Below are 13,291 nucleotides of genomic sequence, written 5' to 3'. Positions count from 1 at the left end.
GCGGTGACCTCCGTAGGACGCGTCGTGGCATGTCGGTCGAGGTGGTGCGGGGCCCGGAACGGCCCTCCGGGAGGCGGTACCCCCCGGCGATCGCCTGAGTCCTGTCGACCCTAACCCGCAGGTGCGACGGGACAGTCCCCGAGCGGGCGGTGTTCGCCGTCGGCGCAGCGCCGGCCCGGGAAACGCGGCGACGCCGCCCCACCCGGGTGGGCGGAACGGCGTCGTCGGCGGCTCGGCCCCGTCCCGGGCCCCGCGGCGAGCCTGCGAATCGTGGGGAGGACGGGGTCCTTTCTCAGGCCTTGTCGGGATCCTCGGTCGGCGTGTCCTCGACCGGGACCTCGTCGGCGGCCTCGGCCGGCGAGTCGGTGTCCTCGGCCGGGACCTCGTCGGCGTCCTCGCCCGGCGCCTCGTCGGTTGCCGGCGCCTGGACCGTCTTCGGGCGCAGCGCCTCGAGGTCGACGGTGTTGCCCGACGCGTCGGTGATCGTCGTCTGCTCGAGCAGCTGGGCCAGCGTCTTGGTGCGGCGCACGTCGGCGACGAACTCGGCGATGTTGCCGCCCTGCTGGAGCTGCTGGGCGTACTGCTCCGGGCTCATCCGGTTGCGCTGGGCCTGGGCCATGACCTGCGCCGAGAGGTCCTCGTTGTCGACGGTGACCTCACGGGCGTCGGCGATCGCGTCCAGGATGAACTGGGTCTTGACCGCTTCCTCGACGTTCTTCTTCTGGTCGGCCTCGTAGGCCTCGCGGTTCTCCACGCCCGACATCTGGAGGAACGTGTCCCAGTCCATGCCGGCCTGCTGGAGCTCTCGCTCGAAGGCCTGGTTGCGCCACTCGACCTCGCGTTCGACGAGGTTCTCCGGGATCGGCACCTCGATGGTCTCGAGCAGGTGCTCGACCAGCTCGTCGCGCGCCTGGGCGCCCTGCTGGATCACCTTCGAGCGGGCCACCCGGGACCGGACATCCTCGCGGAGCTCCTCCAGGGTGTCGAACTCGCTGGCGGTGGAGGCGAACTCGTCGTCCAGCTCCGGCAGCTCCTTCTCCTTCACCGAGCGGACGGTGACGGCGACCTCGGCCATCTCGCCGGCGTTCGGGCCGGCGAGCAGCGCGGTCTCGAAGGTCTTCGACTCGTCGGCGGACAGCCCGCGGACGGCGTCGTCGAGGCCCTCCATGAGGTTGCCGGAGCCCACCTCGTAGGACATTCCGGTGGTGGAGCCGTCCTCCAGCACCTCGCCGCCGAGCGTGGCCTCGAGGTCGATGGAGACGAAGTCGCCGTCCTGCGCCGGGCGCTCGACGCCCGTGAGCATGGAGAAGCGCTCGCGCATGACCGAGACCTGCTGGTCGATCTCCTCGTCGGTGACCTCGACGTCGTCGACGGTCACGGCGAGGTTCTCCAGGCTGGGGAGCTCCAGCTGCGGGGCGACGTCGACCTCGGCGGTGAAGGCGAGGGTGTCGCCGTCGTCGAGGCGGGTGACCTCGATGTCGGGCTGGCCGAGCACCCGCACCTGGTTCTCGCGGATGACCTCGGAGTAGACCTCCGGGACCGCGTGCTGGACGACCTGCTCCAGGACGACGGGGCGGCCGATCCGCTGGTCGAGCACGCGGTTGGGGACCTTGCCGGGGCGGAAACCGGGAACCCGGACCTGCTTGCCCAGCTCCTTGTAGACCTCACCGAAGGCGTGGTCCAGGTCCCCCCACGGCACCTCGATCGCCATCCGGACCCGCGTGGGGCCCAGTTCCTCGATGGTGCTCTTCACAGCGGCAGTGCTCCTCGGTAAGACAGCGGTTGTGGGCGCCCGCGGGGTCCGGTGACGCCGGGTCGACCCCCGAGTCTAGAGACGTCGGGGGCACGCGCACGGTGGCGGGATGCGCCGCAGCGCGCTCGCCCGGTCGGGGTGACAGGATTTGAACCTGCGGCCCCCTGCTCCCAAAGCAGGTGCGCTACCAAGCTGCGCCACACCCCGTGGCCGCCCGAGTCTAGGCGCCCGGGGCGGGCCGGCCGCCGGCCCGGCCCGCCAGCGCCGACCGGACCATCTCCCGGACCTCGCGGCGGGGGTGCCACCCCAGGAGCCGGCGGGCGCGGTCCACGTCGGCGACCACGGCCGGTGGGTCACCCGCCCGGCGCTCGACCACCCGGGGGGCGAGGTCCGAGGAGGCCTCCGCGGCGATCAGCCGGCACATCTCCAGGACCGACACCCCGGCGCCCCGGCCGATGTTGACCGCCAGTCCCGGCGCCGGGCCCGACGCCAGGAGCTCCGCCGCCGCGACGTACGCGTCCGCGACGTCCCGGACGTCGACGAAGTCCCGGACGCAGCTCCCGTCCGGGGTGGGGTGGTCCCCGCCGAACACCAGGGGGGCGACGCCGGCGTCGAGGCGGTCGGCCACCTGCTGGAGGAGGTCCTGCCCGTGCGTGTCGGCCAGCAGCCGCGACGCGGCGCCGGCCACGTTGAAGCACCGGAGGTTCAGGAACGACATGCCCGTCGTGCGCGCGACGTCGGCGACCAGCCATTCGCCGACCACCTTCGTCTCGCCGTACGGGTTCACCGGCCGGCACGGGGCGTCCTCCCCGACCGGGGAGGCCTCCGGCGTCCCGTACACCGCGGCGCTGGAGGTGAAGGCGAAGGCCCGCACCCCCGTCGCGGCCGCGGCGGCCAGCAGGCGGCGCAGCCCCTCCACGTTCTGTCGGTAGTAGTCCAGCGGCCGGGCCAGGGACTCCGGCGCCGTCTTCTTCGCTGCCAGGTGGACGATGCCGGTGATCCCGGCCCCGGTGAGGGCGTCGGCCACGGCGTCCTGGTCGAGGACGGAGGACACGACCAGCGGGTGGCCCGCCACCCGGTCCGGCACCCCCGTCGAGAGGTCGTCGAGCACCACGACGTCCTGACCGGCGGCGGCCATCGCCGCGACCACGTGCGCCCCCAGGTAGCCGGCCCCACCCGTCACCAGCCAGCGCACCAGGCCACCCTAGGGCCGGCCGGCGCCGCGACCACCCCGGTTCACCCGTGGGAGCGGTCCCCCGCCGTGCCGCCGGCCCGCTCCTCGGCCAGCAGGTCGGCCAGCCACGGCGGCGTGGGGAGCGGCACCGAACGCCGGTTCTTCACGCGCCGGGCCAGGGCCCGTCCCCGGACCGGGACGGTGAGGGAGACCAGTGCCCGCAGCAGCGGCGCCGGGCGCCGGAGGCTCGCGGCCCGCCAGAAGGCGCCGGCCGCTCCCCGGCTGTCGCCGCCGCGCAGCATCGAGGTGGCCATCCAGTAGTGGAACCAGCCCGGGTCCAGCCGCCGCCCGTCGCGCAGGTCGGCCGAGAGGGTCTCGACCAGGCGCAGCTCCTCCAGGACCCCCTCGGACGAGGTGGACATGTTCGACCCGTGCATGCGGTACCCGACGACCGCGGCGGGCAGCGAGGCCGGGGCGCCGTGCCGGGCGAGGCGGATCCACAGCTCCCAGTCCGCGAGCACCCGGAACCGGGGATCGAAGCCGCCGGCCTCCTCGAGGAGGCGTCGCCGGGCCACCACGTTGGAGCACCCACCCGGGACGGCGTTGCGCCAGGGCAGCTGCGCGGCCAGCTCGTCGTCGGGCGCCGGGGTCGTGGCGTAGAGGACCGCGCCGTCGGACTCGAAGCCCACGGCGCCTCCGACCGCCCACGCGCGCCCGGACCGGGCGGCGGCGGCGAGCTGCTGCACCAGCTTGTCCGGGGCCCAGAGGTCGTCGTCGTCGCAGAACGCGACCCAGTCGCCGGTCGACGCGGCCAGCCCCCGGTTGCGCGCCGCCACGACCCCCTGCGAGGCCGGGTGGCGCAGGACCCGCACCCGGGGATCGCCCATCGCCGTGAGCGCGTCGGCGGTGCCGTCGGTGGAGCCGTCGTCCACGACGACCACCTCGAGGTCGACGTCCCGCTGGGCGAGCACGCCGGCGAGGCTGGTCCGGAGGAGCATCCGGCGGTTCTTCGTGGGGATCACCACGCTGACCGAGGGGACGGCGTCCGTCCCGCTGCTGGTGGAGTCGGGCGACATCGGCGCAGTATGCCGACCGCTGCCGCCGGCCCGGACACGGCGGCGCGACCGCGCGGGCGTTCTAGGCTTCGGCGTGCGCAGAACCGACACGTCGGCGGAGTGGGTCGACAACGCCCCCGGTTCGCGCGCGCGGACGCCGGCCTGGACGGAGCTGTGGCAGGCCCGCGAGCTGGTGGGCTTCTTCGCCCTCCGGGACCTGACGTCGCGGTACAAGCAGGCGGCGCTGGGCGCCGCCTGGGTGCTGGTGCAGCCGCTGGCGACGGTGGCGGCGTTCACGCTGGTCTTCGACGAGCTCGCCGGGATCGCCAGCCAGGGGATCCCCTACCCGCTGTTCGCGCTGACCGGGCTGGTCACGTGGACCTACTTCTCCAGCGCGGTCTCGCGGGCGAGCAGCGTGCTCGTCGGGGACTCCTCGCTCATCACCAAGGTGTACTTTCCCCGCATCGCCGCCCCGGTCGGCGCGCTGCTGCCGCCCGTGGTCGACCTCGCGGTCTCGCTGGCGCTCGTCGTCGTCTTCATGCTGCATTACGCCGTCCAGCCGTCCTGGCGGCTGCTCGCCGTCCCGGTGTGGCTGCTGCTGCTGGTCCTGACCGCCGGCGCGGTCGCGCTCTGGCTGTCGGCGGTCAATGTCCGCTACCGGGACGTGCAGCACGCGATCGCGCCGCTGCTGCAGCTGTGGCTGTTCCTCAGCCCGGTCGCCTACCCGAGCACCCTGCTGTCGGGCTGGCAGGAACTCGCCTTCGCGCTCAACCCGCTCACCGGGGTCATCGGCCTGGGCCGGTGGTCGCTGCTCGGTGCGCCCTGGCCCGGGTGGTCGCTCGCCGTCTCCACGGCGACGGTGGCCCTGCTGCTGATCGGCGGCGTGCGCTACTTCCGGCGCGCCGCGCGCGGCTTCGCGGACGTGATCTGAGGGATGGACCGCATCGAGCTCGACCGGGTGAGCAAGCGGTACGTCCTGGGCGAGCAGCGCAACGCCCGGGAGGCGCTCGGCGCCGCGGCGCGGCGGCTGCTGCGCGGGGAGCGCGAGGAGATCCGGGAGCTGTGGTCCCTGCGGGACGTGAGCTTCACGGTCGGCGACGGCGAGGCGCTGGGCGTCGTCGGGCGCAACGGTGCCGGGAAGAGCACCATCCTGAAGATCCTGGCCGGCATCACCGAACCCACGCTGGGGGTCTCGAGGACGCGCGGGCGCGTCGCCGCGTTGCTGGAGGTGGGCACCGGCTTCCACCCCGAGCTCACCGGCCGGGAGAACGTGTACTTCAACGGCGCGATCCTGGGCATGACGCGACGCGACATCGTCGCCCGGTTCGACCGGATCGTGGAGTTCGCGGGCACCGAGCGGTTCCTGGACACCCCGATCAAGCGCTACTCCACCGGGATGCAGCTCCGGCTGGGGTTCGCCGTCGCCGCCCACCTGGAACCGGACGTCCTGGTGGTCGACGAGATCCTGGCCGTCGGTGACGCCGAGTTCCAGCGCAAGTGCATCGGGCGGATCGCCGCGGCCGGGCAGGAAGGGCGCACCGTGGTGTTCGTCAGCCACGACCTGGAGACGCTGGCCACGATCTGCCGGCGGTCCGTGTGGCTGGAGGCCGGCCGGGTCCGGGGCTCCGGCCCGACGGCCGACATCGTCCGCCGCTACCTCGGCTCGGGGCTGTCGGCGCCCGGGGCGCAGTGGACGCCGCTGCGCTCGGGACCGGTGACGGTCGGGAACGTGCGCGTGCTGGCGGCCGACGGCCGGGCCGGGACGGCGCTGCTCCGCGACGAGCCGGTCCGCGTCGAGGTCGACTTCTCCCTCGACGAGGAGGTCCGGGGCCTGGTCGTCAACGTCTTCGTGACCACCGGCCGGGGCATCACCGTGCTGGACCTGTTCGCCGATCGGAGCAGCCTGGAGCGGGTGGGTCCGGGCCGCTACTGCGCCCAGGTCACGATCCCTCCGGTGCTGAACGCCGGCGACTACGCCCTGGGGTTGTGGATGGGCAGCGCGCACGAGAAGTTCATCGACGAGCGGGCGGCCGTGTCGTTCGCCCTGGACGGCGCCGCGCCCGACGATGCGGAGGGGTTGCTGGTGCTGGACCTGCCGTTCACCGTCCGGCCGCTCCCGGAGCACCGGTGAACCGGGAGCGCCTCGCCGGGATCCGCTCCCGCCTCCCCGGGGGCCGGGCGGCCGCCGCCCTGACCTTCGACGACGGGCCCGACCCGCGCTTCACGCCGGCGGTGCTCGACGTGCTCGCCGACCACGGCGTGGTGGCGACCTTCTTCCTCGTCGGCCGGCGGGCCGAACGGCACCCCGGCCTCGTGTCGCGCATCCTGCGCGACGGTCACGCCATCGGCTCCCACTCGTGGAGCCATCCCGACCCCAGCGGCCAGAGCTTCCCCCGGCTGCTGCGTGAGTACCGGCGCGGCCGGCGCGCCGTCGAGGCGGCCGCCGGGGCCCCGGTCCGGCTGTTCCGCCCGCCGATGGGCGACGTGGCGCTCCCGTCCACCGCCGCGGCGGCGCTCTCGGGGGTGCGCCCGTGGCTGTGGACGCGCGATCCCCGGGACTGGCTTCCCGGGCGGACGACGGCGGACATCCTGGGCGCGGTGCCCGCCCTCGAGGCGGGTGACGTCGTCCTGCTGCACGACGGCATCGAGCTCCCGGTGTCCGACGAGGCCCTGGACCGCTCCGCCACCGTGGCCGCCGTGCCCGCCCTCGTCCGCCGCGCCGAGGCGGCGGGACTGGCCCTCGTGACGCTCCCGTCGGGCCGGGCGCCGCGTTCCTAGCCGCCGGCGTCCCGGAGACGGCGGCGCAGCGCCCGGGCCTTCCCGGCCACCCGGCTGCGGGCGCCGCCGGCAACCACGAGCGCGCGGCTGAGCGCCGGCCGCCGGTAACGCAGCGACGCCCGTCGCAGCGCCCGCGTCAGCGCGGCGTCCCGCACGCCGCGCGCCCGGACGTAGCCGTGCAGCCAGCGCAGGTAGGTCTCCTCGGCCGGGTTGGGCCGGACGGGGTGGTACTCCCCCGCCGCGATGGCCCGCGTGGACGACGACGCGTCGTGCTGGCGGTAGAGGTCGCCGCACCGGCCCTCCACGTAGACCCGCTCCTCGAGGCAGATCTTGGCCAGCAGGACCTGGTCCTCGAAGAGGTGCTCGATCTCCCGGTCGAAGGCACCCAGCCGGCGGACGACGGCCGTCCGCGCGAGCAGGCCGCAGGTGCACGGGACCACGCCGGGTTCGCACAGGAACCTCGTCAGCAGCGTCGGCGGGGGGTGCTCGGCCTCGGGGCGCACCCCCAGGCCGGCCAGCCGGTCGCGCGCGGCGTCCTGCGGCCGGCCGGTCCACCCGTACCAGTACCGGGTGGGGCCGTAGACCATGGCCGACCGGGGGTGCTCGTCGAGCAGCCGCACCTGCCGGCGGAGCTTGTCGGGGAGGTAGACGTCGTCCGCGTCGAGCAGGGCCAGGAACTCCCCGCGCGCGGCGGAGATGCCCAGGTTGCGCGACGTGCTCTTGCCGCGGGTGACGCCGCCGGGATGGTGCAGGTAGCGGATCCGCTGCGGGTCCTGCGCGGCCCACTCCCGCGCCAGGTCGCCGCTGCCGTCGACCGAGCCGTCGTCGACCAGCAGCAGCTCCCAGGCCCGGTGCTCCTGGGCCCGGACGCTGTCCACCGCCTCGGCCAGGAACGCCCCCGGGTCCTTGAAGATCGTGACCACCGAGACGAGCCCGGGCACGAGGTCGGCGCCGTCCCCGCCGGCGTCGGCCGCCGGAGCGCCGGGCGGCGGGGTCACCGGTCGCCTCCTCCGCGCCGGGCCCGCAGCCGCGCCCCCAGGCCGTGCCGCACCCGCGCCCCCACGCCGTGCCGCAGCCGGGTCAGCCGCGGGTGCCGCGCGGCGGAGAGCTCCCGCCGCAGCGACCGCCACACCTCCGGGTCGGTCGTCCCCGTCGCCGCCAGGTGGTCCTCCGCCCAGCGGAGGTAGACCAGCCGGCCCACGTGGTAGGGCACGGCGTCCTCGAACCGGGCGCTGAGGCTGTCCGGACGCTGCCGGTACCGGGTCCAGCACCGGCCGGAGACGTACGTCGCGGAGACGGCCAGGAGCTTGGTGAACAGCACCTGGTCCTCGTACATCCCCCGGAAGCGGACGTCGACCCCGCCCACGCGGTCGACGACGTCGCGCCGGAGCATCGAGCCGGACGTGGTCGGCGACTGGTACCGGTTCTCGATCAGCTGCGGGAGGAGCCGGGGAGCCGGGACGAGCGTCTCCGGCGGCACCCCGAGGTCGACGAAGTGGTCGTGGACGGCGGACGCCGCCGACCAGCTGTGCCACAGCTGCACCGGCCCGTAGACCAGCCCCACCTCCGGGTGCGCGCGCATCAGCGCCGCCTGGTCGCCGAGCTTGTCGGGCAGCCACACGTCGTCGCCGTCGAGGAAGGCCACGAAGGAGCCGTGGGCGGCGTCCATCCCGAGCTTCCGCGAGGCGCTGATGCCGAGGTTGGCGCCGTCCGGGTGCTGCAGGTAGCGCACCGCACCGGGTCGCCGGCCGACCTGCTCCCGGGCGATCTCGGCGCTCGCGTCGCTGGAGCCGTCGTCGACGAGCAGCAGCTCCCACCCGTCGAACCGCTGGCCGAAGACGCTGTCCACCGCTTCGGGGAGGAAGCGCTCCTCGTCCTTGAAGACCACGACGACCGACACCGGAGGGGTCACGGCTGCCGCGCCTCCTCTCCCGGCTTCACCGCGCGGACCGTGATCAGCACCTCGTAGGCCGGGTCCTTGATCGCGAGCTCCTCGGCGCTGAGCTCCTCGGCGGCGATGCCCTCCAGGAACGAGACGGCGGCGAGCACGTTGCCGTGGCTCTCCACCGTCACCCCGGCCGGGGGGAAGCTCTCGTGGAACAGCCGGGTGGCCGACAGGCTGGTGAACGACCAGCACCAGAAGGCGGCCCACTCGTCGTCGCTGCGCTGGCTGATCCCCGGGAAGGTGGCCAGCAGGACGCCGCCGGGACGCAGCACCCGGTAGGCGGTGCGCAGCGCGGCGGGGACGTCGTACACCAGGTGCAGCGTCTGGGTCAGCAGCAGGCAGTCGAAGTGCGCGTCCGGCAGGCCGTCCCCCGAGGCGAGGTCGGCGACGTAGGTGGCCAGCGGGTTGCCGCCGTGCAGGTGCAGCACGTCGGCGGCGGTGACCGCCTCCCCGCCGAACCGGCGGGTGTAGCTGTCGTCCCCCACCTCCAGCACCCGGCCGCGGATATCCGTGCCCCGCTTGGCCAGCCACTGCTCGATGTAGTGACGGTCCACGGGCAGCCCGCGGTCGTAGCCGAAGTGCCGGCTCAGCGGGGCGGTCCGGCGCAGGTCGCCGAAGTCGACCTGCCCCACGGGCGGCCGGTGGTGCCGGCCGAGCACGGCGGCGCGCAGCCGGCGCTGCAGCGGCGCGGGGAGGAGGCGAGCGACCCGGCGCGGCCACCGGCGGGCGTCGGACATGGCAGCTCCCGTCATGGGCGTCGGTCCGCCCGCAGGTAGAAGAGCACTCCGGCCACCGCGCCCCGCAGCTGGGGGCCGAGCAGCGCGTCGGCCGGCCGGGGACGGCGCAGCAGCCGGCGTTCGAGGAACCGCGGCACCCGCCGGCCGTAGTACCGGGGCAGGCTGAGCAGCAGGCGGCGGAGGTTGCCCCCGTCCCGGTGCCGCTCGAACTGCACCAGGAGCGCGCAGACGTGCCCCCGCATGTAGAAGTACATCTGCCGGCGGAGCCCCTCGAGGTCGCGCCGGTGGTGGTGGTGCACGACCGCGGTGGGCTCGTAGCGGCAGCGCCCCCCGGCCCTCAGGAGCCGGTACCACATCTCGGAGTCCCCGCTGCAGCCCGCGGCCCCGACGTCGAGCCGCTCGTCGAAGCCTCCGACCGCCTCGACGGCGGCCCGGCGGAAGGCCATGTTCGCCCCGGCGCCGATCTCCCAGACCGGCGCGCCCCACCGCCGGTGGCGGCGGAGGAAGCCGGCGTCGAAGTCCCGCCGCGCGTACCCCCGTCCGAACCCGGCCTCGTCCTCGAAGAGGACCTGCGCCTCGGTCTCGAGCTCGGCGGGCAGCACCAGGCCGGTGACGCCGAGGACCGGGGCATCGTCGTCGAACGCCCGGCGGATCCGCCAGGTCCAGTCCGCGTGCGGCCGCGCGTCGTCGTCGGTGTAGGCGACGAACTCCGTCGTCGCGGCGCGCAGCCCCGCGTTGCGTGCGACGTCCAGACCCGGCCGGGGCTCGCGGACGTAGCGCACGCCGGGGAACTGCTCGACCAGCAGGCGGGTGGCCTCCGAGGACGGCGCGTTGTCGACCACGACCACCTCGTGCGGGGGCGCGGTGGAGCGGCCGAGGGCGGCCAGGCAGCCCGCGAGCTCGTCGGTCCGGTCGCGCGTGCAGATCACGACCGTGACGTCGTCCGCCCGGCCCGTGCCCCCCGCCGGGCCGGGCCGGGGCAGCGGGGCCACGCCGCACCGGGCGGCGAGGAGCGCGGGGTCGGCCGGCAGCGACCGCAGGTCCGCGGCCGGGACGACCGACTGCCCCACCGGGACGCCGCCGGACCAGAGGACGAGCATGACCCCGCCGGCGGTAGCACCGGTCCCGGCCGGGAGGACGTGGTCCGACCCCGCGTCCAGGTCCCGGTGCACGACCGGCCGGGGGGCCGGCGGGGTGCGCGGACGACGCCGCCGGGCGCTCACCTCCGGGCCCCGGTCCCGGCGCGGCCGCGTCCCGCGGTCAGCCGTCGGCGCCACCGTCCGGCTCGCGACCGGCCCCGGTGCACCCACCGGCGGGCCCGGGCGCGCAGCGGGTGGCGATAGGGCCACAGCGCCGCCGCCATCGCCGCCGTCACCTCGGGCCGGCGCTCACCGGCGCGCCGCAGGTACCCGTCGAACCACTCCAGGAAGACGCGGTGCGCCGGGCTCAGCTCCACCGGCGAGAACGTCCCGGCCCGCACCGCCCGCGCCGAGGCCGAGTCCGCGTGCTGCCGGTACCGGTCGTGGCAGGCGCCGGCGACGTACACCGGGACGGTCCGGTAGACCTTGGCGAAGAAGGCGCGGTCCTCGAACATGCCGCGGAAGGACTCCTCGAACCCGCCGACCCGCTCCACCGTCTCCCGGCGCAGCAGGGCGGTGCAGGTCGCCGGGGCGTTGACCTCCTCGCGCAGCAGCCCGGGAAGCAGCCGCGGCGGGTCGATGAGGGTGTCGGTCGGCACGCCGAGCTCCCGGAGCTCGTCGGCCCGGCCCGCGGCTGCCCGCCAGCTGTGCCAGTAGAGCGTCGGTCCGCAGATCATCCCGGCCTCCGGGTGGTCGCCGGCCAGCTGCACCTGGGCGGCCAGCTTGCCCGGCAGCCACACGTCGTCGGCGTCGAGGAAGGCCACCAGGTCGCCGCGCGCGTGGGCGACGCCGAGGTTGCGGGCGGCGCTCATGCCGCGGTTGGCGCCCCCCGGGTGGGCGAGGTACCGCACCCGATCGGCATGCCGCCGGGCCCACTTTCGGGCGATGGCGGTGCTCCCGTCCGAGGAACCGTCGTCCACCAGCAGCAGTTCCCAGTGCGGATAGGTCTGCGCGAACACGCTCTCGACGGCCTCGTCGAGGAAGCGCTCGGCGTCGAGGAAGATGGTCACCACCGACACGACCGGCGTCACGTGGGCAGCCTCTCCAGCCGCAGGCCCCGCTCCCGGACGGCTCGGACGACCGCGGGCAGCGCCGCGACGGTGGCCGAGCGGTCGAGCGCCTCGGGGGCCTCGGGCTGCTCGACCCAGTCGTGGAACAGCACGACGTCACCCGAGGAGGCGCGTGCGGCCACGGAGACGATGCCGTCCACCGTCGCTCCCGGCCGCCAGTCCTGCGGGTCGACGGTCCACAACCAGGTGCTCACCGCCAGGCGCCGGACCAGCACCGAGCCGGCCGGTCCGAGGTGGCCGTGCGGCGGGCGGAACAGCCGGATGTCGGCTCCCAGCACCCCCGCCACGGCGCGCCTGCCGTGGACGTACTCCCGCCGGAGGTCACCGAGCGAGGTCTCCCGGGGGTGCGGGTGGGTCAGGCTGTGCGAGCCGACGGCGTGGCCCTCCGCCCTGATCCGCCGCACGAGCTCGGGATGCTCGCGCGCGTTGGCCCCGACGCAGAAGAACGTCGCCCGGACGTCGAGCTCGGCCAGCACGTCCAGGACCCGGTCGGTCGAGCCTGGCTGCGGGCCGTCGTCGAACGTCAGGGCCACGCTGCCCTCCGGGGCCCGCCGGTGGACCTGCGCCACCGCGTCCTTGACCCGCCAGAGGGCCCGTGTCCCCCGGGTGGTCACCGCGGCCGACAGCCTCGCCGGGGTCAGCACCCGCTGACGTCCGTCGTCCGGGCCGGCAGTCGTCCCCGGAACCAGTCGATGGTCCTGAGCAGGCCCTCGCGCAGCGGCACCTCGGGCTGCCATCCCAGGGCCGTGCGCGCGAGCGTGATGTCCGGCTGGCGCACGGTGGGATCGTCCTCGGGCCGGGGGACGTAGGTGATGTCGACGTCGGCGCCGCAGAGCTCCCGGATCTGCTCGGCGAGCGCCCGCACCGACAGCTCGTGCGGGTTGCCGATGTTCACCGGCCCGGCGAGGTCCGACCGGAGCAGGCGGACCAGCCCCTCGACGAGGTCGTCCACGTAGCAGACCGACCGGGTCTGGCTGCCGTCCCCGGCGACCGTGAGCGGCGCGCCGGTCAGCGCCTGCCAGATGAAGGTGGGGATGGCCCGGCCGTCGTCCGGGCGCATGCCGGGGCCGAAGGTGTTGAAGATGCGGGCAATGGCCGTGTCGACCCCGTGCGTGCGCCGGTAGGCCATGGTGAGCGCCTCGGCGAACCGCTTGGCCTCGTCGTAGACCCCGCGCGGGCCCACCGGGTTGACGTGCCCCCAGTAGGTCTCCGGCTGGGGGTGGATCTGCGGATCCCCGTAGGACTCGCTCGTCGAGGCCAGCAGGAACCGGGCGCCCTTCTCCCGGGCCAGCCCCAGCGCGTGCAGCGTTCCGGTGCTGCCCACCTTGAGGGTCTCGATCGGCAGCCGCAAGTAGTCCACCGGGGACGCCGGCGAGGCGAAGTGCAGCACCGCGTCGACGGGCCCGGCGACGTGCACGTAGTCGGTCACATCGGCCCGGACCAGCCGGAACCGCTCCGAGGGCAGCAGGTGCGCCACGTTGTGCGCCCCGCCGGTGACGAAGTTGTCCAGGCAGACGACCTCGTAGCCGTCCGCCAGCAGGCGCGCGCAGAGATGGCTGCCCAGGAAGCCGGCCCCGCCCGTCACGACGGCTCGCCCACCCGTGGTCATCCCTCTAGCTAACACGTACGGGGTTGGTGCA

13 protein-coding genes, 1 tRNA gene and 1 pseudogene are annotated in these 13,291 nt (G+C 74.9%); 4 read left to right on the top strand and 11 right to left on the bottom strand.

Annotation, left to right across the window (positions count from 1 at the left end; genetic code table 11):
• Positions 1–292 precede the first annotated feature (292 nt).
• The 4 genes from tig to QOZ86_RS09630 form a co-directional block, all read right to left on the bottom strand.
• Positions 293–1,753 carry a trigger factor gene (tig, locus tag QOZ86_RS09645; protein ID WP_284491749.1) on the bottom strand — a complete coding sequence of 487 codons (1,461 nt, stop codon included), beginning with the start codon at positions 1,751–1,753 and terminating at the stop codon, positions 293–295.
• Between the two features lie 133 nt (positions 1,754–1,886).
• A tRNA-Pro gene (locus tag QOZ86_RS09640) sits at positions 1,887–1,960 on the bottom strand.
• 13 nt (positions 1,961–1,973) lie between these two features.
• On the bottom strand, positions 1,974–2,948 hold the full coding sequence (gene galE, locus QOZ86_RS09635; RefSeq protein WP_284491748.1) for a UDP-glucose 4-epimerase GalE: 975 nt from the start codon (positions 2,946–2,948) through the stop codon (positions 1,974–1,976).
• Positions 2,949–2,989: 41 nt separating this feature from the next.
• The gene (locus tag QOZ86_RS09630; protein ID WP_284491747.1) at positions 2,990–4,003 is read right to left on the bottom strand and encodes a glycosyltransferase family 2 protein; all 1,014 of its coding nucleotides are present in this window, start codon (positions 4,001–4,003) and stop codon (positions 2,990–2,992) included.
• A 73-nt stretch (positions 4,004–4,076) separates the two neighbouring features.
• Here QOZ86_RS09630 and QOZ86_RS09625 point away from each other — a divergent pair, with 73 nt between their 5' ends.
• From QOZ86_RS09625 to QOZ86_RS09615, 4 genes and pseudogenes are all read left to right on the top strand, one after another.
• Entirely contained in the window at positions 4,077–4,913 is an 837-nt protein-coding gene (locus tag QOZ86_RS09625; RefSeq protein WP_284491746.1) for an ABC transporter permease, read from the top strand.
• Between the two features lie 3 nt (positions 4,914–4,916).
• Positions 4,917–5,435: pseudogene (locus tag QOZ86_RS21165) on the top strand (ABC transporter ATP-binding protein); the annotation flags it as partial.
• A complete protein-coding gene (locus QOZ86_RS21160; RefSeq protein ID WP_431521211.1) occupies positions 5,433–6,113 on the top strand; it encodes a Wzt carbohydrate-binding domain-containing protein in 681 nt (226 codons plus the stop codon). The pseudogene QOZ86_RS21165 and the gene QOZ86_RS21160, both read left to right, overlap by 3 nt.
• Positions 6,110–6,760 carry a polysaccharide deacetylase family protein gene (locus QOZ86_RS09615; protein WP_284491744.1) on the top strand — a complete coding sequence of 217 codons (651 nt, stop codon included), beginning with the start codon at positions 6,110–6,112 and terminating at the stop codon, positions 6,758–6,760. The genes QOZ86_RS21160 and QOZ86_RS09615 overlap by 4 nt, the downstream gene beginning before the upstream one ends.
• Here the strand turns inward: QOZ86_RS09615 and QOZ86_RS09610 are convergent.
• From QOZ86_RS09610 to QOZ86_RS09580, 7 genes are all read right to left on the bottom strand, one after another.
• Positions 6,757–7,758, bottom strand: coding sequence for a glycosyltransferase family 2 protein (locus tag QOZ86_RS09610; RefSeq protein WP_284491743.1), 1,002 nt, complete (start codon positions 7,756–7,758; stop codon positions 6,757–6,759). The two genes, QOZ86_RS09615 and QOZ86_RS09610, sit on opposite strands and share 4 nt — an antisense overlap.
• Entirely contained in the window at positions 7,755–8,672 is a 918-nt protein-coding gene (locus QOZ86_RS09605; RefSeq protein WP_284491742.1) for a glycosyltransferase family 2 protein, read from the bottom strand. The genes QOZ86_RS09610 and QOZ86_RS09605 overlap by 4 nt, the downstream gene beginning before the upstream one ends.
• Complete coding sequence (locus QOZ86_RS09600) at positions 8,669–9,442, bottom strand: methyltransferase domain-containing protein (protein WP_284491741.1); 774 nt, start codon at positions 9,440–9,442, stop codon at positions 8,669–8,671. The genes QOZ86_RS09605 and QOZ86_RS09600 overlap by 4 nt, the downstream gene beginning before the upstream one ends.
• Positions 9,443–9,453: 11 nt before the next feature.
• A complete protein-coding gene (locus QOZ86_RS09595; RefSeq protein ID WP_284491740.1) occupies positions 9,454–10,542 on the bottom strand; it encodes a glycosyltransferase family 2 protein in 1,089 nt (362 codons plus the stop codon).
• Between the two features lie 119 nt (positions 10,543–10,661).
• On the bottom strand, positions 10,662–11,612 hold the full coding sequence (locus QOZ86_RS09590; RefSeq protein ID WP_284491739.1) for a glycosyltransferase family 2 protein: 951 nt from the start codon (positions 11,610–11,612) through the stop codon (positions 10,662–10,664).
• Positions 11,609–12,295 carry a polysaccharide deacetylase family protein gene (locus tag QOZ86_RS09585; protein WP_284491738.1) on the bottom strand — a complete coding sequence of 229 codons (687 nt, stop codon included), beginning with the start codon at positions 12,293–12,295 and terminating at the stop codon, positions 11,609–11,611. Before QOZ86_RS09585 ends, QOZ86_RS09590 begins: the two co-directional genes overlap by 4 nt.
• The gene (locus QOZ86_RS09580; RefSeq protein WP_284491737.1) at positions 12,289–13,260 is read right to left on the bottom strand and encodes a UDP-glucuronic acid decarboxylase family protein; all 972 of its coding nucleotides are present in this window, start codon (positions 13,258–13,260) and stop codon (positions 12,289–12,291) included. The genes QOZ86_RS09585 and QOZ86_RS09580 overlap by 7 nt, the downstream gene beginning before the upstream one ends.
• Positions 13,261–13,291 lie beyond the last annotated feature (31 nt).

Source organism: Blastococcus capsensis (assembly GCF_030165005.1).
GTDB lineage: Bacteria > Actinomycetota > Actinomycetes > Mycobacteriales > Geodermatophilaceae > Blastococcus > Blastococcus capsensis.
Note: the sequence above shows the minus strand (reverse complement) of the source record. Positions and strands in the feature narration are given on the sequence as shown.